Consider the following 20,457-nt stretch of genomic DNA (forward strand, 5'->3'; position numbering starts at 1 on the left):
ATTTAAAAATTTATATTTGTGGGAATTTAAAACAAAACCATGAAGAAATTACTACTTATTGGCCTGTTCGGTCTTGTGTCACTCAATGCCCATGCTCAGGATCAGGATGAAACCGGAACCTACAACGGTGAAAAATACGGCTACATCATTGACAAATCCGGAAAGAAAATTGAAGGTGTCGTACATCTCCACGGCGGCTATTCAAGTCCGTGGCAAAATCAGTTAAAAGTAAAATTTGCGGCCATTGCTGATATTGACAAAGTAAAGAATAAGATAAAATTCAAAACCTACGACACAGACGATATCAAAGAATATATGTTGTATGAAGGTGACACTCCGAGGGTTTTCAAGTCTGTAAAATACTCAAACATGAGAGAAGCCTTGAACAGCTCTGAAAGTTCAACAGGATTATCGGCCGGCTTTAAGGCAATCAACAATCTGTCAAGAACAGAACAGTTTGCAGAAGTCGTAACGGAGGGCAAAATTACAGTTTATAAGCTTTATGGCTACCCTACGGCTCTTTCTGCAAACAGTACTCAGGCCATCACGCAGAGAGAAACAGACCGGTTAAGAGAGAATCCCAATTATATTTTTTCAAAGAAAGGAGGAAAAGCTGAAGAATTAACGCCCGCAAAAGCCAAAATTATCCTGGCAGACTGCCCTTACGTAAAAGCAAAAATAACAAAGGGAGAATATGGTTCCCTGAAAAACGAAGAGAAGAAAAGAAGCGGTCTTGGAAAATTCATCCGGGATGAAATCAACAATTCAACGGTGGATAAACTTTCAATTATCAATGAAGTGATCTATGATTACAATGAGAACTGTAAATAGAATATACAAAAAGAGGTTTCCGGTTGGAAACCTCTTTTTATTTTTAAAACTGATACACAAAAGCATTGATATTCATCCCTGCTCCTACTGAAGCAAATAATACGATATCATTTTTTTTGATTTTATGATGTTCCAGTTCGTCCTGTAAAATCATCGTCAGCAAAGAAGGAATCGTAGCCACACTGCTGTTACCCAATTTATGAATAACCATAGGCATGATATTTTCCGGAACGGGTTTTCCATACAGCTGATAAAACCTGTTAACGATGGCTTCGTCCATTTTTTCGTTCGCCTGATGAATAATAATTTTATTGAGCTGGTCAATAGAATATCCACTGTTGTCCAGACATTTTTTCATGGCATCCGGAACATTCACGAGAGCGAATTCATATATTTTACGACCATCCATCTTAATATACCGGGTATCCGGGCATCTTTCGTTGTTGTAAGATTTTCCAAAATACAGATAGTCTTTTTCTTCAAGGGTATAAGAAGCTGACAAATGGGATTTGATCCCGGCATCATCATCCTGATTTACTTCCAGAACAGCCGCCCCGGCACCGTCGGCATAGATCATACTGTCTCTGTCGTGGATATCTACCACACGGGAAAGTGTTTCTGCTCCAATAACCAGGCATCGCTTCGCTATACCGGATTTGATAAACGCGTGAGCCTGAATTACCCCTTCAATCCATCCCGGACATCCGAAAAGAACATCATAGGCCACACAGAAATTATTTCTGATTCCCAATACATGCTTCACCCTTGCAGCAAGGCTGGGCACCGTATCAGACTGAACCGTTCCGAAGCGAACATCCCCAAAATTATGGGCAAATATAATATAGTCTAATGTTTCAGGATCGATTCCTGCATTTTCTATAGCTGCACGCGCCGCAATGACGCCCAGATCTGAAGTGACCTGTGTACTATGTGCATATCTCCTTTCTTCAATACCTGTAATCTTTTTAAGCTTATCCGTAATGGAAGCGTTATTCTCCTTTAATAAAATCCCTTCTTCATTAAGAAAAATATGTTTATCAAAAAATAAATTGGTTATTGTTTCCGATGGGATATAATTTCCTACCCCGATTATTTTTGTCATCATTATAGTATCTGTTTCCTGTTTTTTAATTGAACGTCAGGAATAATTCATTAAATATAATGAATGAACGTAAATACTTCACAATATAGTATGGAATAAGAATGCATTGCATCATAAAAAGTTAAAATAATGGCTGAAAAATAATAAAAAAAGAGGTCTCACATCGGAAACCTCTTTACAAATATTTTAAAAACTGAAAATTATACTTTCATAATTTCAGCTTCTTTTGTCTTAAGATGCTCATCGCAAAGCTTAACGTATTTATCAGTGTAAGCCTGGATTTCTTCTTCCACGCCTTTTACGACATCTTCAGAAACTCCTTCCAGTTTTTTAAGTTCTTTCAAACCGTCCTGTCTTGCATTTCTTACCGTTACTTTAGTGTTCTCAGTTTCCACTTTAGCCTGTTTTGCAAGCTCCTTTCTTCTTTCCTCTGTTAAAGGCGGAACATTAAGGATAATGTTTTCTCCGTTGTTAGAAGGCGCAAACCCAAGGTTTGAGTTAATGATTGCTTTTTCAATCGCATTGATTGCCGTTCTGTCCCAAGGTTGAATAGAGATTGTCATTGCATCCGGAACAGAAACATTCGCAACCTGGTTGATAGGAGTCATTGCTCCGTAGTATTCTACCATTACATCCTGAACCATTGTCGTAGAAGCACGTCCTGCTCTAATTCTTTGAAATGCGTGATCCAGGTGCTTTACAGCTGCATCCATGTCTTGTTTTACAGATTCTAATATAAGATCTAATTCTTCCATTATTATAGTATAGTTTGATAAATTACACATCTATTAATCCATCTGAATATCAATCAATTAAAGCTAAAAACGCTGTAAACATCAGGGTTTTCTTACTATTTTAAATTATTTTTTACTATTCAGTGCTGCAAAAATAATGATTATTTCCATATTCTGGTAAGACTGCATTCTGTATTTTGTGAAAACGTTGATATTTTTGAATAGGACGCTGTACAAAATTATTTGTTTTGTTGTAAATACGGCGTTGAACTCAACGGAAAAAGAAAAGACGATTATAAACCGTCTTTAAAATTTAAATAATCGATAATCAATTCCCTAGGAATTCTAATGTCAACAGAATAAGAAAACTCCTTAGAATGAAATCCATCAGCTAATTCATGCATTTTTGATAAATATTCAACAGCGACAGAATCTGTTCTCATTTTTAGGTACAAAATAAAATCCTCTAACATCTCTATTTTCATTACTACGCATTTTTTAAATTGTTCCTTAATGCTTAATCTCTAATATCGGAAAAAATAATTAAAAAACCTAACAAATTGATAACTTTAATTTCTACAATTTCCTAGAAGAAAACGGATATCAAAAAAAGATTATTCGTGAGGCAAACGGAACGACTTTCTGTACAAACTACCAGAAAGAACTATAGAGAATATTTGGAACTCTCTAACGATCCATAAGGATAAAACAATAACGGATATATCGCCTAAGGATGAAATTGTATTTATTCAACGATATCAGCCAACTACAAAAGAAGAAGCAGATCTTCTTTTAAAAATAAACTTAGGAATTATTAATTGTCTAATTCCTTGATGTTTTGCTTTCAGTTACAGTTGAAGCTTTCTGTATTTAACTAATTTTTTATCTTTGATAAAAGCTATAAATATTCTTTATTATAAACAATAATGGCAAAAAAAAACCAACATTATATACCTAGGTTTTATCTTCGATATTTCTCTTTTATGAAAAATTTGAAGCAAATTGGTATATACAATGTAAATACTAATTTTTTCAAACAAGATGTTCCTCTAAAGCATCAATGTTCAAAAGACTTTTTTTATGGAGAAGATGAAAAAATTGAAAACTTTTTATCTAAATTAGAAGGTCAATTTGATTCTTGTATTAAACAAATAATATTTACTAAAGATTTACTTAAAAAAAATAAGGAAGAGCTACACATTCTTTTAGCATTTCTTGTTATTACTGAGATGCGAAGTTTGACAAATATTGAAAACATGAAAAGTTTTCATGCAAGAGTAAATTCTTTAGATTCTGAATATAACTTTCCTAATTTAGGGCATCAGCGAATTGTAGATATTATATTTTCCGTATTTCTTGATGTTCTTCCAACTGTTTTAGATTTAGAGTATAAACTATTTAAAAACGAAACTAAAACAGCATTTATTAGCTCTGATTTCCCTATAGCAAAATATAATTTATTATTCGAAAATTTGCCTAAATACTTTTCTTCAACAGGATATCGAAGCAAAGGACTATTAGTCTTTATACCAATTAATCCGTTTCTAACAGTTATTTTCTACGATAAATCAACATATAAAATTGGGAATAAAAAAGATAACGTTATACCTATTGTAAATAAGCTTGAGGTTGATCAATTAAATTTACTGCAAGCTTTAAACGCTAATGAAATAGTATTTTTTAACGAATTAATTAATAAAGAATATATACATCTTTTGATTTCAAAAGCTAATAAATATAATAAACCTAATATCGCACATACATATAAAGCCAAGCTATTAAAAGAAAATGGTGAGGAAGGAGAAATTGTAGTGAACAAACAAAATACCGTACACATCGGTCTTAAAATAAGTTCCATCAAGATTCATTCGGGCAGTAAAAAATCTAGTGTAGATCCTTTAAGAATAAATTTAAGAAATTAACAATAAAGCTGTTAACGACACAATCTGTTTTAAATCCTAAACTATACTTTGATTTGCCCATAAAAAATGCCCCTAAAAAGTGTCTAACTTTTTGGGGGCAGTCTAATTTCATTACTTGTATAACATTATATCCCAAATACAGTAAAAGAAACGAACCTACTATAGAAGCAATTGATTCCCTTGTTAAAAATTTAAGTAGAATTTCTGACCATTTCTTAATCTGCTCCATTTTACCTTTAATATCAACTTCAAGCAAAAAACTTCAGGTACAAATACCTATCGAACATTTTGGTTATTTCTACTTAGTGTGATATCATTTTTTATAACGTCCTTTACTCTATTCTTTTAAACGAAACGTCGCAGGTATTTTACATTGAAAACTTGCCGTAACAAACGAAAAGTCTTGAAGAAGATATTTTGCAGAAATGAACAATTATAAACTAATTTAAACCAATCACATCATGACAAATCCATCTTTAGATGCCTATCAACAAGTTTTTGGTATGGCAGGTCTTGCCAACCGTGCCGGAGGCTACAACGGTTTTGGTATCCAACTGCAGCAACAGCTTCAGTATGATTTATCCTATTATTTTAACAATGTTCCTCCGGTTAAAATAATGGATCAGAAAACACCCTCCATAGCTAATCCTTCAGCCGTATCGGAATTAGGAAACTGGGATCTGGTCTGGGGACCTGCCCTGATCGAAGAAAAAAATGAAAAAGGAATTCCTACCGGTGTTGCAGATAATGCATTATATGTTGTTAAATCTGATGCTGTCGCATTTCCGGGAGGTCCTACATTGCCTACCTACGTTGTGGCTATTGCTGCCACTAATCCTTCCTCTCTTTACGATTGGGAAACAGAAGATTTTTCGGTAGCCGAAGTAGTCAACTGGACGACTTATAACCCTTCCAACTTTGCTCCATCAGCCTTTAACGGCATTGACCCTTATATTTCAAAAGGAACGGCTACCGGGGTTGGTATACTTCTGGGACTTATAAGTCCGGGTGATGCCGCCGCACCCAATACCACGCTTCAACAGTTTCTTGCCAGCTTAAGTCCGGATCCGGGTACCGCCATTATATTTTGTGGACACAGTCTTGCCGGAGCATTATCACCTACCCTTGCCCTTTATCTGAAAGAGAATAAGGATCTGGATGCCTTCGGGGTTACGCTTGTATATCCTACTGCCGGACCAACGCCAGGTGAGGCAGCATTCGCCAATCTTTTCAACAGTAAATTCCCACCATTGCCTCCGGGATGGCAGCAACAGACAGGTACTTATCAAAGCTGGAATACCATGCACTGGAACGATCTGGACGTTGTTCCTCATGCATGGCCGGTATCGGAACTGGGAAAAATAGCAACGATTTATGGTCAGGCTCCTACCTATATGACGGCTGCCTTATTAAACGCTTTACAAAAAATGGCGATTGCTGATTCTTCAAATTCAGGAGCCAGTTATACAAGAATACAGAACCAATCGCTGCCAGGCCGGCTCCAACACTCAAGCGCCTCCTCGGTGAGCATTAAGACACCTCCTGAGTCTTTGCAGGACTATATGCTGCAGCTATCCGTACAGCATGTGGGAATGTATAATGGCATTCCTGCGGAAGGATCCAATCCACAGGTAGAAGGACTTATTTTATCACAGCCATTACCAAAACCAGACGTGAAGCTGGTACCGGGAGTAACTGCTGTCACCGAATTGGAGATGATTCTTAAAATAATCGATCAGATCATCGGATGGATTTCTTCCCGTTATGTTTTGGTTGAAAAGGAAAATGCCACACAGAATGTTGAAGCAGACAAATAAGTATTTAAAACAATCATTAATAAAAAACACCTGTCACAATTACTGTAACAGGTGTTTTTATATTTTAAACGGTTAAACTGATTATAAATCAACTAAAGTACCTACATTTTCTCCGTCTACGATTTTTTCTAAATTTCCATCTTTGTTCATATCGAATACAATGATTGGTAATTTGTTTTCGTGGCTCAGAGTAAATGCGGTCATATCCATTACTTTAAGGTTTTTCTCAAATACTTCATCAAAAGATAATGAATTGTATTTTACAGCATCTGCATTCTTTTCAGGATCGCTGTCGTAGATTCCGTCTACCCTTGTTCCTTTTAAGATCACATCAGCTCCGATTTCGATCGCTCTTAAGGTAGCCGCTGTATCTGTTGTAAAATAAGGATTTCCTGTTCCTGCCCCGAAGATCACTACTCTTCCTTTTTCAAGATGTCTTACCGCTCTTCTTTTGATGAAAGGTTCAGCTACTTTATCCATTTCTATAGCAGACTGAAGTCTTGTTTTAATTCCTGCATCTTCCAATGCTCCCTGCAAAGCCATTCCGTTGATTACCGTGGCCAGCATTCCCATATAATCACCCTGCACTCTGTCCATTCCTTTGGCAGCTCCTGCAACACCACGGAAAATGTTTCCTCCTCCAATTACGATCGCTACTTCACAGCCTTTTTCAACTACCTTTTTGATCTCAGCTGCATATTCCTGCAGTCTTTCGTTGTCAATACCGTATTGTCTGTTTCCCATTAAGGCCTCACCGCTCAGTTTCAGAAGGATTCTTTTATATTTCATCTTTTATTTTTAATAACTTTTTATTAGTACCGGTTTCCCCGGAATTTGATTTTGCAAATATAAACATTAAAGATATTGATGAAAGAAAAATATTTAAATAGAAATAATGTCAGAAATATTTTGAAAAGTACGAAAAAGGATTATTTTTGCATTAATTATAAATTGAGTTGAAGAAAATTATCATTTTTTCATTATTTCTATCAGGAATTGTTTCTTATGCGCAAACAGGAACAAATGTTTATCCTTTCTTAAATGTACCTGTATCTGCAAGACAGGCTGCTTTGGGCGGAGATGCAATTTCGGTAAGAGATTATGATGTTTCCTTTGCTATTGCAAACCCTGCCCTGTTAAATAAAGATTCTGACAAACAGCTTTCTGTAAACGCAACGGCTTACCTTGCCGACTCGAAATACGGAACGATTGCTTATGCCAAAGACTTTGAGAATGGCCATATGGCTACCATCAATGCAAGGTATATGAGCTATGGAAGTATTCCGAGGACGGATGAAAGCGGTTTTGAAAACGGAGAATTCAAAGCTTCAGATGTAGCGATTGGCGCAGGCTATGCCTACCAGTTTGAAGAAGACTGGACGATTGGTGGAGGACTTAATTTTATTACCTCAAAAATTGACAACTATACTTCTTCCGCGATCTCAGGAACAGCGGGAATTACCTATCATAATAAAAAGAGCAAGGAAGTCGTTTCACTGGTCATGAGAAACTTTGGGTTTCAGCTGAAATCCTTTAACGGGACAAGAGAAAATCTTCCTTTCAGAATCGATCTTGGATATACCAAAATCATCAAGAACTTCCCTCTTGCCATTACTATTACCGCACATGACCTTCAGAAGTTTGATATTTCTTCAGAAGAAAACCTGGACGGGCAGAAAGTGGGTGCCGGCAGAAAGATTGCCGATCACTTTTCTTTGGGAGCCGAATTGTTTCCGGAAAAGAATTTCAATATCAGGCTGGGATATAATGTAAAAAGAGGAAATGAGCTGGCGGTTGCGGATCAAAGAAATTTCTCGGGACTTTCTGCAGGATTTGGAGTTAAAGTTTCCAGATTCCGTATTGATTATGCCCACGTGAGATATCACAACTCTTCGAACGTCAATCAGATAGGAATTTCTATGGACCTTTCCAGCCACAGAGGAGAATAATCTTCCTGGCCGGAAATTTCTTAATTATTCCGAAAATTTCTTACTTCCTCTTGATTTTCTAAAAAAAATCTTGAAATTTGCAGTATGAAAAAACCTGTAATTGCTATCGATGGGTACTCGTCTACCGGAAAAAGTTCTATCTCTAAAATCATTGCTGATCAACTGGGACTTATTCATATGGATACAGGAGCGCTTTACAGAGGAGTTACCTGGTATGCTTTGCAGCATTGTCTGAATGAAAACGGCGAGATTGATCTGAACACGCTGTTCTCTTCTTTTGACCAGATTAAACTTGAATTTAAAAACAACGACGGCACGCTTATTCTTTTCCTGAATGACACAGATATCTCTACGGAAATCCGTACCAATATCGTATCTGATAATGTGAGCCTTGTTGCCAAGCAAAAAGAGGTGAGAGATTTCCTCCTGCAGTCACAGCGCACTTTGGCAGAAAAAGGTGGCGTTATTATGGACGGGCGTGACATCGGGACAGTAGTTCTGCCAGATGCAGACTATAAATTCTTTCTTACTGCCAGTATTGATGAAAGAACCAACAGAAGGTTTCTGGAACTGAAAGGACTGGGAATTGAGGCGGATAAGGAACAGGTAAAGCAAAACCTTATAGAACGCGATAAAATCGATAGTGAGCGTGAAATAGCCCCATTGAAGCAGGCTGACGACGCTATTGTTATTGATAATTCGGCACTCACCAAAGAAGAAACCATACAGCTTATTTTATCTCACATCAAAAAGATTTAACAATTTTTAATAGGCTTCAGGCCTCCTTTGGTATACAAATTGTAAGTTTTATTACTGTAAAAACTAATCTATTATTAATTATTAAAAAACTTAAAATGTCTAGAAAAGGAAATAATACAGCAGGTATATTGGCAGGACTTCTTGCAGGTGCTGCGGCAGGTGTAATCTTAGGAATGTTATACGCACCGGAAGAAGGTAAAGAAACCAGAAAAAAAATCAAAACGAAGGCAAATGATCTTAAAGATCAGGCAAAGAACAAATACGGTGAGGTTTCTGAAAAGGTGAAAGACCAGTACAGCAATATTTCTTCTACTTTCAAGGAAACAGCTAACAGCGTAGCACATACTGTGAAAGACGGATATGACAAATACAAAGATCAGATTGTTTCTAAAACTGCAGATTTGGCAAAAGATGTAGAAGCAGAACTGAATGATCTGAAAAAATAAGTAATTTATCTTTTTAAGTAAATTACAGAAAGGAACTTTTGTGCGAAAGTTCCTTTTTTTGTAACTTTAAAAAAAAACAATGATAGAAACTATTAAAGAATACGCCTCCAAGAGAATCGATCTTCTGAAAATTGAAGCGACTGAAAAGTCGTCACTTTCTGCCGGGCTCATTACTTACTTTGTAGTACTGCTTGTTGCTTTTGCTTTTTTTATTATCCTTTTCAACTTTGGAATCGCTTTCCTTATCGGAAAAGCACTGGATAATTATTCCTATGGATTCTTAATTGTTGCTGCATTTTACGCACTGGTAATGGCGTTTGTTGTTGCCTTTAAAACAAAAATTGTGAATACTGTTGCAGATCAGGTTATTAAATTTTTAAATCATTAAACTATGGGCAGAAAATACGAGAGCATAGAAGAATTAAGAAGAAAGAAAAAACTGCTTCAGGGTGAAATTAGTGATCTTGAAAATCTTCTGACCTTCAAAAATACAAAAGAAAGCCTGAGTGCATTTACCAATGGTTTAACTGATCAGTATCTTCAGGAAAAGATTGATGAAGACGGTGATGAAAAAGTGGTCCTAAGGAAGGATGTCATTGCCAAACAGCTTACTTCAGAGGTGAAAGACCTTTTGATCAGCAAAAATACGGCTGTAGGAATTGCCAGCTCTGCTTTCAAAGGAGGAAATCTTACAGACGGGCTTGTAAAACTGGGGGTTACTGCTATCGTAGGGAACTATGCCAAAAAGAATATGAAAAGTTCCAACTGGAAGAAAAAACTGATTGGTGCAGCATTGATTTACCTTGCTCCTATTGCGCTGAAATATGTCAGAAAAAAGATAGAAGTATACCAGAAAAACAAAAGTGTTTCAAGTATGGAACAACTGATTTAAGGAATTAGGGCTTAGGATTTAGAAAATAGTTTTACATTTTCACTTCCTGGGCCCTAATTTCTGAATCTTATTTTGAAAATAACTGTCCTAAAATAATCCCGGCAGCCATTGACACATTCAGGCTTTCTGTAGACTGGGATTTTCCAAATCTAGGAATACTGATACTTTTTTGTATAAGTTTTTCCGTCTCCGGTCTCATTCCGTTTCCTTCATTTCCTAAAATAAGGTTTAGCTTTTCGGGTTTCTGAAAAGTATAAATATTCTCCCCTTCCATATCCGTTCCGATATTTACATTCTCTGTTTTGGAAAGATATTCCACCAGATCCGTATACACAACATTCACCCGGGTAAAAGATCCCATGGTTGCCTGAATCACTTTCGGATTGTAAACATCTACGGTATCTTCACTACAGATGATCTGTTCAATACCAAACCAGTCTGCAAGACGTATAATGGTTCCCAGGTTTCCGGGATCCTGTATTCCATCCAAAACCAATTGTATATTCTTATCTTCCCATTTTTCTTCCTCGGCAAGATAACATACCGCCACGGAATCTTTTGGAGTTTTAAGAAAACTTATTTTTTTTAATTCATTTTCAGAGATATGGGTAACAGGAACGTCAGTACGGTCCAATTTTTGTGGATCGGTTGACAATATTTCTTTAACTTTAAAGTTAGAATTAGAAAGTTCACAAATGATTTTATTACCTTCAACCAAAAACAAATTGTATTTTTGTCTGAACTTCTTTTTATCTAAAGATTGTAAAACTTTTATTGTATGAGCTGTAAGCATTATAAGAATTCTCCTCAAAAATATTATAAAATTATCTCATTTGCAACATTTGTTGGTCTCCTTTATGCTTGTAGTACGACAAAAAAAGTTCCTGAGGGCGAATATCTGCTTACCAAGAACAGTTTAGAGTTCGAGGATAAGAAAGTATTTTTCGATGAGGAACTTAAAGATTATATTCAGCAGAAGCCCAATAAAAAGCAGTTTCTTTTCATGCCATTAAGTCTCCTTCTGTACAATATGGCGGATCCGAAATACGACACTATACTTAATGAATATATGACCTATCCCGGCGAGATGAGAAATCAGAAGCTGAGAGATTCTTTATTCCTTAAATATAATATGAAAAGCAGTGTCGGAAAAAGTCTTCTTTTCGACCGTTTACTGCACAACTGGGGAACACCGCCGGTCATTCTTGATCAGACAAGAAGTGAAAAAAGTGCTGAGTCTATCAAGAAAAGACTTACCTACAGGGGATATTGGGATGCTGATGTCAATTTTAAACATACACTGGATTCCGCTTCCAAAAAAGCATCGGTTAATTATTCCATCAAACATAATGAACCTACGCGTATCAAGGATTATTTCTATAATATTCCGGATCAGGGGATCAAAGGGTATTACAACTATAATCTGAACAGAAGTCTTGTAAGATCCGGACAGATCCTTGACCAGACCGTTCTGGAAAGAGAGGTTACCAGAATCACCGATCTGATGAGAGAGTTTGGTTTCTACAGGTTCAATGCTTCCAATGATGAAGTTTATTTCGTTGCAGATTCCCTTAAAAGCAGAAAACAGGTTCCTTTAACCCTGGAAATTCATAAAGACTCTCTGGATACCCCTTATAAAATAGCCACTTTTGGAAATATTGATGTTGCCATTGTGGATGAACCCGGTGACTATCCTAAAAACACCAAAAAAGACAGCTTAAGGAGAATAAGATTCCATACGATGAATGATAAATATAAACTTTCATCGGTGTGGAGAGCTATTATTCCGGACAGTAAAAAGGTTTTTGATCAAACGAAACTGGACGTAACCAAGAGAAATCTTTTATCGATGAATAACTTCAGCATCGTTAAAGCAAGAGACTCACTGAGACAAGGCGGAATGACCTCTCCAAACGACAGTATTGTAGATGTTTTGTATGTACTGAAACCACTTCCGAAATACGAACTTAAAGTGGGAACAGATATCAACTATTCTCAGGTTTTAAACCTGGGGATCTCTCCTTCTGTGGACCTTACCACCCGAAATGTTTTTAGAGGAGCGGAAAACCTTTCTACCAGTCTTTCAGGAACATTTGGTTCTATCAGAAGTACAAAAGATATCAGTAAAAGAGTTGCAGCCTACGAAATATCAGCTCAGGCATCCCTGAACTTCCCAAGACTGCTGCTTCCTTTTAATTATTATAAGTTTATTCCAAAACGATACACGCCTACATCATCTATTTTGCTGGGGGCGTCGATACAGAACAACATCGGTTTGGGAAGGTTGATTTTCAATACGGGACTGAATTATCAGGCAAGTGTTAATGATCAGGTGTATCACAAGCTTACTTTATTCAATACTCAGGTCAGTCTGACAAAAAATAAAGATGCGTACTATGACTACTTTGTGAATGACGGAAGGGTAAAAGATGAAGTATTCGGAAATTATTTTATGTTTAACCCGGAAACTGCGCAGACCGGACAAGATTATAAAGATGGAAAACTCAGTGTAGATGAAGTTTCCAAAATGATTATTGAGAACGATGCTTACCGTGGAAGTCTTAATCAGCAGGGAAGAGATCTTTTAACGGCCTTTACCGGAACATTGGTCAACAAAGACAGACAGACCCAAGATGTCCTTATCTCTTCTATGATCTATAATTTTGTTTATAGTGAAATTGGAAAAAAGGAATATCCAAATGCCTTTTATTTTAACGGAAAAGTTGAGCTTGCGGGAAATATATTGAGTATATTCAATAAAAAGGATAACGGCGGAGGTATTGTTACCGGCCCGCAAGGAACTATTTTCGGACTGCCTTACGCACAGTTTGTAAAATTTGATATTGATACAAGAAAATATTTCAAGTTTAACGGAAACCAGACATTGGTGCTGCGCCAGTTTATCGGAGTTGGAATACCTTACGGAAACTCTCAGGATATGCCCATCATCAAGTCTTATTTCAACGGAGGTTCCAACGATATCAGAGCCTGGGTAGCCTTTGGAGGATTAGGTCCTGCCGATTCTCAGGTAGACGAAAGAGTTCGTACTTATATGACGGATAACCTGAAGCTTACCACCAATATTGAATATCGAATTCCTTTCAATAAAACCTATGAAGGCGCACTATTTACCGATATCGGTAATACATGGAGTCTTCGTAATTATAATGACGGATACGGAGATGAATTTAAGTTCGGTAAGTTCTGGAAACAGGTAGGTATCGGAAGTGGATTCGGATTAAGATTAAATATTGCCTATGTAACGGCGAGAATTGACCTTGCGTATAAGATCTATGACCCGAATAAACCTGAAGGCGACCGATGGAGATTCAAATTCATCCAGCCTTTCAAACCTACAGTTAATATCGCGTTCGGATATCCTTTCTAATCCGGAGAAACGCCTAAAATAAAATAGACTACAGCAATCACACGGGCGAGGATTTCCCTCGTCTGGTTTCTGTAGAAACTCTCGGGTTTTGTGACATCCTGCGCATCAAACCCCAGGGCATTCATATCATTATTTCTTGCAAAAAACAATGCTCTCAGGTTGTGATATCCCTGAGATACAATAATGACATTCTTCTTCTTATAAACATCCTTACAACGCAGAATGCTTTTATAGGTATTGAACCCTTTCGGATCTTCTACAATAATATCTTCCGGAACACCTTCCTGGTTAACCAGATAATTTCTCATAGCTCCCGGCTCGTTATAACCTTTGCTTTTTTCCCCGCTTACTATAATTTTCTTGATTTTTCCATGATGGTAAAGAAGGGCAGTCGCATCCATTCTTTTGGTGAAATAAGGGTTTGATTTTCCTGATCTCATTTTTGGAGATGTCCCCAGAACCAGTGCAATTTCCCTTGGCGGAATTTTTGAGATTTTGGTATAAGTTCTTCCGTTGGTAAGCCCGAAAACCCACACATTACAGAAGCATATCATCAGAATTCCCAATTCCAGTGATATAAATCCAAGGTTAAATATGTTCCTAATAATTCTCAACTAAGATCAAAGTTAAGCTTTATTTTTTTACTTTTCACAATAGACATACAAGCTAAAATATGTCCCTGCTCCTCCTCTTTTTCGGTAAGATACTCATTCTCCAGCAGTTCTACTTCCCCTTCCTCCAGAGAACATTCACAGCTTCCACAGATTCCTGACTTGCAGGAATAAGGAACAGGGAATTTCTGCATCAAAAGCTGCTGTAAGATTTTATCCTTATTATCAGGCAGATAAGTGGTGTATTTCTTTCCAAGCATGGTAAATTCAACCTCTATATTTTCAATAAGAGGAAATTCTCTTTCCACAGGATAAATATCGTCATTAAATTCTTCAAAAAGTTCAAAATGGATATTCTTTTTCGGAATTCCGTGATGATAGCAGGCATTAGCCAAAGTTTTGATCATTTCACCTTTTCCACAGATCAGCACTTCGTCTACAGCATCCCAGATGGTAGATTCCTCGTCTGTATCATCCAAATGAAGGATCTGATTGATGATAAGATTCAGCTTTTTTTCATCAAGTCTTCCATAAAAAAACTGATCTGCCGTTTTCTCCTGAGAAAAAAAGTAAAATATCTGAAGTCTGTCACCACATGTTCTGGCAAGATTATCCAGCTGTTCGCGATAGACTAAATCTTCTGAACTTTTATTTCCAAAAAATAAGAACAGCCGTGTTCTGGGTTCGTTGTGGAGAATATTTTTAAAATGACTCAAAATGGGCGTAATCCCAATACCAGCAGCAAAAGCAACAATAGTTCTGAATTCGCTGGGCTTGGATACAATGGTAAATCTTCCGGCAGGTTCACTTACCCACAGTTCATCACCTTCGTTATAATTCTGAAATAACTGAGAAGTAGCTCCTTCAGAGGAATTCACCTTTATCCCCAGACATATTTTCCCTTCATAAGGAGCCGAAGTCATTGAATAATCATTAATAACCTCTTCCCCATGTGATTGAAATCGTATACTGACGAACTGCCCGGCTTCAAACCTGAAATTTTCTCTTAAATTCTCAGGAATTTCGAATTCCAGAGAAAAAGTATTTTTGGTCAGCTCTTCCTTTTTCGCTATTTTTAACGGATGAAACTGTATCAGTTTCCCTTTATAGATTTGTTGTTCCATAACTTCAATTCAAAAATAGATAAAAAATAATTTATGAAGAAGATAATTTTTTCCACGTTACTTCTTACTGCTCTCTACAGCTGTAAAAAAGAAGGTCAGAAAACTGAAGACACAGCTGGCACAGACCCTGTTTCTGTATCTCAAACTACAGAATCTGAAGGAAGTACAGCTATCCCCCAAGAACTTTCTCCTGAAAATGTAAGCCAGCATTTGGCCAAAAATAATGATACTTTATATGTAACCAATTTTTTTGCAACCTGGTGTGGTCCATGTATGAGAGAAATTCCAAGTTTTAAAAGTAAAATGGAAGAATTGAAAGGGAAACCTGTAAAATTCACTTTCGTCAACCTTGATGATAAGGCAGATTGGGCTGGTGCTGTTAAGAATTTTGCTGCAGAAAATAAATTGGGAGGCAGCATTATATTACTGGATGGACAAAAATTAGATCCAAACTTCTTTCACAACAACTTCAAACAATGGGACGGAGGTTCTATTCCTTTTACTTTCATGAGAAAAGGTGATAAAACCGACGAATATCTGGGAATGATGACGGAAGATGTTTTGAATTCTAAAATCGATTCTTTCCTAAAATAAATAGACTGAACTCTTTCTGAATCATGTCAAAAAGATTTAAAATCCTGTGTTTATTATTCGTGATTGCTATTATTGCAAGCGCAATTATTAATCTGAACACAGGATTTTTAAGTTTAAGCTTCCAGGATTTCTTCCAGGATTCTGCTCAGAATCAAATTGCTGAAATCCGTATCAACCGTGTTCTGGTGATGATGCTGGCTGGGATTTCCATTCCTACTTCTGGTTTCCTGATGCAGGAATATTTTCAAAACCCGCTAGCTGGGCCTGATATATTGGGGATAACATCAGTCGCCAGTTTATCAGTTGCCTTTTATATTTTCTTTTCCCATACTATTTCCCTTCCTGAATTTTTACAGAACAGTTTCCTGAGTTTATCAGCTATTGGGGGAAGTTTACTGCTAATGTTGATCCTGCTGTCAATGTCTAACAGATTTCAGGACAAATCATATCTTATTATCTTTGGATTTCTTGTCTCTGCTTTTGCCGGAGCTATTGTTTCTCTGCTTCAGTTTTATGCAGAAAATCAGAGTCTTAAAAACTATATTTTATGGTCTTTCGGAGCGAATAATATGGTAACGAGGAATCAGATCTATGTACTTTCCGTCCTGGTTTTAACCGGAATGTTGATCTGCTTCAGAGCGATAAAACCGCTCATTGGAAATTCTCTGGGCAATTCCTATGCACAAAGTTTAGGGGTCAATCTGAAACAGCTGAAACTCTTAATTATAGTAGCATCTTCTCTCCTATCCGCTTCTGTTACTGCATTTTTAGGACCTATTCTGTTTATTGGAATCATTGTGCCGCACTTTTGCAGACTTGTTTATAATCCATCCAGATTATGGCAGCAATGGATTCTTAATATGTTTCTGGGAATGCTGATTATGTTATTTTTCTCTGTCATTGCCGAAAAAACACAGATTCCTTTGAATGTAATAAGCTCTGTATTCGGAATTCCTGTGATTCTGATGATGCTGTTGAAACAGAATAAAGTGTGATTTTTTGTTGGATAAACGCAAAGGCGCAAAAAACTTTTAAAAATTTTATATTTTTAAGACGCAAAGATTTTATCTCCGATAAAATTGAGCACCTCATATTCTAAACAAAAAATTTCTCCAATACCTTGCTGAAAATCTTCGATTTTCTCGCGCCTTAAAATATTACATAAAAATATTAGAAACCTTTTCGTCTTCGCGTTTACCCAACAGACTTCCTAATAAACTTAATATTATAGTTTTGAAATGTTGATAAGCATATACTTGCATCTATTATACTTATCTAACAATTCATATATTTAAGCTCAACTATGCTAGGAATAGATTCTTGATATGTTTCTGGGAATGCTGATTATGTTATTTTTCTCTGTCATTGCCGAAAAAACACAGATTCCTTTGAATGTGATAAGCTCTGTATTCGGAATTCCTGTGATTCTGATGATGCTGTTGAAACAGAATAAAGTGTGATTTTTTTGTTGGATAAACGCAAAGGCGCAAAAAACTTTTAAAAATTTTATATTTTTAAGACGCAAAGATTTTATCTCCGATAAAATTGAGCACCTCATATTCTAAACAAAAAATTTCTCCAATATCTTGCTGAAAATCTTCGATTTTATCGCGCCTTAAAATATTACACAAAATATTAAAAGCCTTTGCGTCTTCGCGTTTACCCAACAGACTTCCTAATAAACTTAATATTATAGTTTTGAAATGTTGATAAGTACATACTTACATCTATTATACTTATCTAACAATTCATATATTTAAGCTCAACTATGCTAGGAATAGATTCTTGATATGTTTCTGGGAATGCTGATTATGTTATTTTTCTCTGTCATTGCCGAAAAAACACAGATTCCTCTGAATGTGATAAGCTCTGTATTCGGAATTCCTGTGATTCTGATGATGCTGTTGAAACAGAATAAGAGGTAACTTTTTTGTTGGATAAACGCAAAGACGCAATAAAAATGAGTTTGACATTGTTTTAAGGCGCAAAGATTTTATCTCCGATAAAATTGAACACCTCATATTCTAAACAAAAAATTTCTCCAATACCTTGCTGAAAATCTTCGATTTTCTCGCGCCTTAAAATATTACACAAAATATTAAAAGCCTTTGCGTCTTCGCGTTTACCCAACATTTCGCATCAATAGGCATACTATGTTCCAAAATCATTAGTAACAGTCTTTGTAATTATTAAGCAACTATTCATATATTTAAGTCCAACAAAACACAAATGACAGAAAATGAATTATCAAAAGTAGTTTTTGAAACAGGTTTAAAGATTCACAGAAAACTTGGAGCAGGATTATTTGAGCATGTGTACGAAGAATGCATGTTCTATGAGTTAACAAAAGCAGGATTTTTAGTAGAAAAGCAAAAGCTACTTCCAATCATTTATGAAGATTTGAAAATAGAGAACGCTTTCAAACTCGATATGATTATTGAAAACAAAGTAATTCTGGAAATAAAAACAGTTGAGTATATATCACCTACTCATAAAGCGCAGCTTTTAACTTACTTAAAAATGACAAACTGTAAATTGGGACTATTACTTAACTTCCAATCTGATGTTTTCAAAAATGGAGTAACAAGGATTGTAAACAACTTATAAAGTAAAGAGGATAAAATTTGACAAAGTCAAATTTCTTGCGCCTTAAAACATTATTTTTGTAAAACAATTTGCGCTTTCGCATATAACCAACAAACATGCATCTACAGATCAAACAGGCAAATATCGGCTACAATACAACTTTAATCTCCAATGCCAATGCAGATTTAAAGCTTGGCGATGTATGCCTGCTGATTGGTAATAACGGTGTAGGAAAAACAACATTAATCAAATCTATCCTGCATCAGCTCCCTTTACTGAATGGGGAAATTTCTATTAATGGAAAAAATGTAAAAAATCTTTCGGTAAAAGAGATTGCAGAGAATATTGCCATTGTTTTTTCAAAGTCGGTTATTCCGCAACATTATACCGTTGAAGATCTCATTTCTCTGGGAAAGTATATCTACTACCCTTTTTATTTTGAACTCAAAAAAGAAGATCGTGAAGAGGTTGGCCATATTATTGAAGAACTGGATCTTAATCAGTACAGATATACTCTTTTGAAAAACCTTTCTGACGGAAATCTTCAGAAAGCGTTTATCGGACGGGCTATCACCCAAAATTCGCCTATTATCATTCTGGATGAGCCTACTACCCATCTGGATGAAAAAAATAAAATCATCATTCTTAAAACCCTGAGAAAGCTGGCTAAGGAACAGAATAAAATCATCCTGTTTTCGTCTCACGACTGGCGCCTTGCCAAAGAGTTTGCGGACAAAATATGGTATGTAAAGGAGAATCATCTGTATTCGGGAATTGTTGAGGATATTTTGCTTAAGCATAATGAACTTACAAATGCTTCCTTATTTCAAATCAATGAGACCTTTATTCCGCCAGTAATCTCTGCCCCGCAGTTTCACAAGGAAATGCTGTATTCTCTGCTTCAAAAAAACTTCCAAAAAGACCTGTCTGACCTGAATTTCGAATTTCAGAACCCATTTTGGGTAATTGCTAAGGATTCCTCCACCTATCAATGTGAATCTTTTGAAGAAATTATCATTTTAGTCTCAAACATTCATTAATACTTGATTTTCTTTGATTTATCCACATACTATGCATGCATAGTATTATGCTAATCATACAATTTAATCCATTTATTTACAGCCTATTAACAAAATTTAACGTTAATAAATATTATGCATGCATAATATTTATTAAATTTGGGTAAAACCATTGGCGCAAAAATGATGGATCATAATAAGGAAAAAATAGAAAACGTAGATTTAATTTTAAAACAGACCTGGTTGGCTGTTTCTAAAATGTACACAGAATTAGCCCAGGAACATGATTCCACAGCGGTACAGGCACTCACACTTTTAAAAATAGATCCTAAAGAAGGAACCCGAAGTACCAATCTTGGACCCAAGATGGCTATTGAACCCACTTCATTAACAAGAATCATCAAACTTCTTGAAGATAACGGATACATCTATAAGGAGAAGACTACCACTGATAAAAGAGAGGTAATCATCAAACTTACAGATAAAGGATTAAACTCCAGAAATATGTCTAAGGAAGTCGTTGTGAATTTCAACAAGAAGGTGATGGAAAAAATTTCTCCGGAAAAACTGGAGGCTTTCAAAGATGTGATGGGTGAAATCATGAAAATAGCCAACGAATTATTAAATAACAGGAAATAAATTATGATGAAGCCTTCGGGCTCATATCATCTTATACAAATAAA

Annotated in this window: 22 protein-coding genes; 15 read left to right on the forward strand and 7 right to left on the reverse strand. The window is 36.0% G+C overall.

Going from position 1 to position 20,457, the window contains the following annotated elements; all coding sequences use genetic code 11:
- Positions 1–39 precede the first annotated feature (39 nt).
- Positions 40–831, forward strand: coding sequence for a hypothetical protein (locus tag AB1278_RS13080; protein ID WP_202842444.1), 792 nt, complete (start codon positions 40–42; stop codon positions 829–831).
- A gap of 43 nt (positions 832–874) precedes the next feature.
- Here AB1278_RS13080 and AB1278_RS13085 read toward each other — a convergent pair whose 3' ends face one another.
- The 3 genes from AB1278_RS13085 to AB1278_RS13095 all read right to left on the reverse strand — a co-directional run bounded on the left by AB1278_RS13085 (position 875) and on the right by AB1278_RS13095 (position 3,152).
- A complete protein-coding gene (locus tag AB1278_RS13085; protein ID WP_062670066.1) occupies positions 875–1,936 on the reverse strand; it encodes a 3-oxoacyl-ACP synthase III family protein in 1,062 nt (353 codons plus the stop codon).
- Positions 1,937–2,133: 197 nt separating this feature from the next.
- Positions 2,134–2,688, reverse strand: coding sequence for a ribosome recycling factor (gene frr / locus AB1278_RS13090; protein WP_034694343.1), 555 nt, complete (start codon positions 2,686–2,688; stop codon positions 2,134–2,136).
- A 272-nt stretch (positions 2,689–2,960) separates the two neighbouring features.
- Complete coding sequence (locus AB1278_RS13095; protein ID WP_429814835.1) at positions 2,961–3,152, reverse strand: hypothetical protein; 192 nt, start codon at positions 3,150–3,152, stop codon at positions 2,961–2,963.
- Positions 3,153–3,593: 441 nt separating this feature from the next.
- Here AB1278_RS13095 and AB1278_RS13100 point away from each other — a divergent pair, with 441 nt between their 5' ends.
- Together AB1278_RS13100 and AB1278_RS13105 are read left to right on the forward strand one after the other, a co-directional pair.
- Positions 3,594–4,589, forward strand: a complete 996-nt coding sequence (locus AB1278_RS13100) for a DUF4238 domain-containing protein (RefSeq protein WP_429814838.1) — start codon at positions 3,594–3,596, stop codon at positions 4,587–4,589.
- 461 nt (positions 4,590–5,050) lie between these two features.
- Complete coding sequence (locus AB1278_RS13105; RefSeq protein ID WP_429814841.1) at positions 5,051–6,406, forward strand: lipase family protein; 1,356 nt, start codon at positions 5,051–5,053, stop codon at positions 6,404–6,406.
- Positions 6,407–6,487: 81 nt separating this feature from the next.
- On the opposite strand, the gene pyrH is transcribed toward AB1278_RS13105, so the two are convergent.
- Positions 6,488–7,195: a UMP kinase gene (pyrH, locus tag AB1278_RS13110; protein ID WP_076355472.1), complete on the reverse strand. Its 708-nt coding sequence runs from the start codon at positions 7,193–7,195 to the stop codon at positions 6,488–6,490.
- A gap of 167 nt (positions 7,196–7,362) precedes the next feature.
- Between pyrH and porQ the strand changes: the two genes are divergently transcribed.
- From porQ to AB1278_RS13135, 5 genes are all read left to right on the forward strand, one after another.
- Positions 7,363–8,355: a type IX secretion system protein PorQ gene (gene porQ, locus AB1278_RS13115; RefSeq protein WP_110008755.1), complete on the forward strand. Its 993-nt coding sequence runs from the start codon at positions 7,363–7,365 to the stop codon at positions 8,353–8,355.
- Between the two features lie 84 nt (positions 8,356–8,439).
- Entirely contained in the window at positions 8,440–9,114 is a 675-nt protein-coding gene (gene cmk / locus AB1278_RS13120; RefSeq protein ID WP_429814844.1) for a (d)CMP kinase, read from the forward strand.
- A 95-nt stretch (positions 9,115–9,209) separates the two neighbouring features.
- On the forward strand, positions 9,210–9,560 hold the full coding sequence (locus tag AB1278_RS13125) for a YtxH domain-containing protein (protein ID WP_047431084.1): 351 nt from the start codon (positions 9,210–9,212) through the stop codon (positions 9,558–9,560).
- 79 nt (positions 9,561–9,639) lie between these two features.
- Positions 9,640–9,948 carry a phage holin family protein gene (locus tag AB1278_RS13130; RefSeq protein WP_034694332.1) on the forward strand — a complete coding sequence of 103 codons (309 nt, stop codon included), beginning with the start codon at positions 9,640–9,642 and terminating at the stop codon, positions 9,946–9,948.
- A 3-nt stretch (positions 9,949–9,951) separates the two neighbouring features.
- Entirely contained in the window at positions 9,952–10,452 is a 501-nt protein-coding gene (locus AB1278_RS13135; protein WP_202842456.1) for a phosphoribosyl-ATP pyrophosphatase, read from the forward strand.
- A 67-nt stretch (positions 10,453–10,519) separates the two neighbouring features.
- On the opposite strand, the gene AB1278_RS13140 is transcribed toward AB1278_RS13135, so the two are convergent.
- On the reverse strand, positions 10,520–11,245 hold the full coding sequence (locus tag AB1278_RS13140) for a TrmH family RNA methyltransferase (protein WP_429814848.1): 726 nt from the start codon (positions 11,243–11,245) through the stop codon (positions 10,520–10,522).
- Between AB1278_RS13140 and AB1278_RS13145 the strand changes: the two genes are divergently transcribed.
- A complete protein-coding gene (locus tag AB1278_RS13145) occupies positions 11,231–13,840 on the forward strand; it encodes a BamA/TamA family outer membrane protein (protein ID WP_429814850.1) in 2,610 nt (869 codons plus the stop codon). The two genes, AB1278_RS13140 and AB1278_RS13145, sit on opposite strands and share 15 nt — an antisense overlap.
- Here the strand turns inward: AB1278_RS13145 and AB1278_RS13150 are convergent.
- Positions 13,837–14,394: a SanA/YdcF family protein gene (locus AB1278_RS13150; protein WP_395974871.1), complete on the reverse strand. Its 558-nt coding sequence runs from the start codon at positions 14,392–14,394 to the stop codon at positions 13,837–13,839. The genes AB1278_RS13145 and AB1278_RS13150 overlap by 4 nt on opposite strands.
- Positions 14,395–14,450: 56 nt before the next feature.
- Positions 14,451–15,575 carry a ferredoxin--NADP reductase gene (locus AB1278_RS13155; protein WP_202842475.1) on the reverse strand — a complete coding sequence of 375 codons (1,125 nt, stop codon included), beginning with the start codon at positions 15,573–15,575 and terminating at the stop codon, positions 14,451–14,453.
- A 33-nt stretch (positions 15,576–15,608) separates the two neighbouring features.
- On the opposite strand from AB1278_RS13155, the gene AB1278_RS13160 reads away from it, so the two are divergent.
- The 6 genes from AB1278_RS13160 to AB1278_RS13185 all read left to right on the forward strand — a co-directional run bounded on the left by AB1278_RS13160 (position 15,609) and on the right by AB1278_RS13185 (position 20,413).
- Positions 15,609–16,169 carry a TlpA family protein disulfide reductase gene (locus tag AB1278_RS13160; RefSeq protein ID WP_202842477.1) on the forward strand — a complete coding sequence of 187 codons (561 nt, stop codon included), beginning with the start codon at positions 15,609–15,611 and terminating at the stop codon, positions 16,167–16,169.
- Between the two features lie 23 nt (positions 16,170–16,192).
- Entirely contained in the window at positions 16,193–17,164 is a 972-nt protein-coding gene (locus AB1278_RS13165) for a FecCD family ABC transporter permease (RefSeq protein ID WP_429814853.1), read from the forward strand.
- 342 nt (positions 17,165–17,506) lie between these two features.
- Positions 17,507–17,629: a hypothetical protein gene (locus tag AB1278_RS13170; RefSeq protein ID WP_407846406.1), complete on the forward strand. Its 123-nt coding sequence runs from the start codon at positions 17,507–17,509 to the stop codon at positions 17,627–17,629.
- Positions 17,630–18,398: 769 nt separating this feature from the next.
- Positions 18,399–18,776 (forward strand): GxxExxY protein, encoded by a 378-nt coding sequence (locus AB1278_RS13175; protein WP_227942768.1) that lies wholly within the window; start codon positions 18,399–18,401, stop codon positions 18,774–18,776.
- A gap of 95 nt (positions 18,777–18,871) precedes the next feature.
- Complete coding sequence (locus AB1278_RS13180; RefSeq protein ID WP_429814857.1) at positions 18,872–19,795, forward strand: ABC transporter ATP-binding protein; 924 nt, start codon at positions 18,872–18,874, stop codon at positions 19,793–19,795.
- A gap of 165 nt (positions 19,796–19,960) precedes the next feature.
- On the forward strand, positions 19,961–20,413 hold the full coding sequence (locus AB1278_RS13185) for a MarR family winged helix-turn-helix transcriptional regulator (protein WP_062671553.1): 453 nt from the start codon (positions 19,961–19,963) through the stop codon (positions 20,411–20,413).
- The last annotated feature ends 44 nt before the right edge of the window (positions 20,414–20,457 follow it).

Origin of the sequence: Chryseobacterium sp. NRRL B-14798, assembly GCF_050470705.1 — a bacterium.
Taxonomy (GTDB): domain Bacteria; phylum Bacteroidota; class Bacteroidia; order Flavobacteriales; family Weeksellaceae; genus Chryseobacterium; species Chryseobacterium cupriresistens.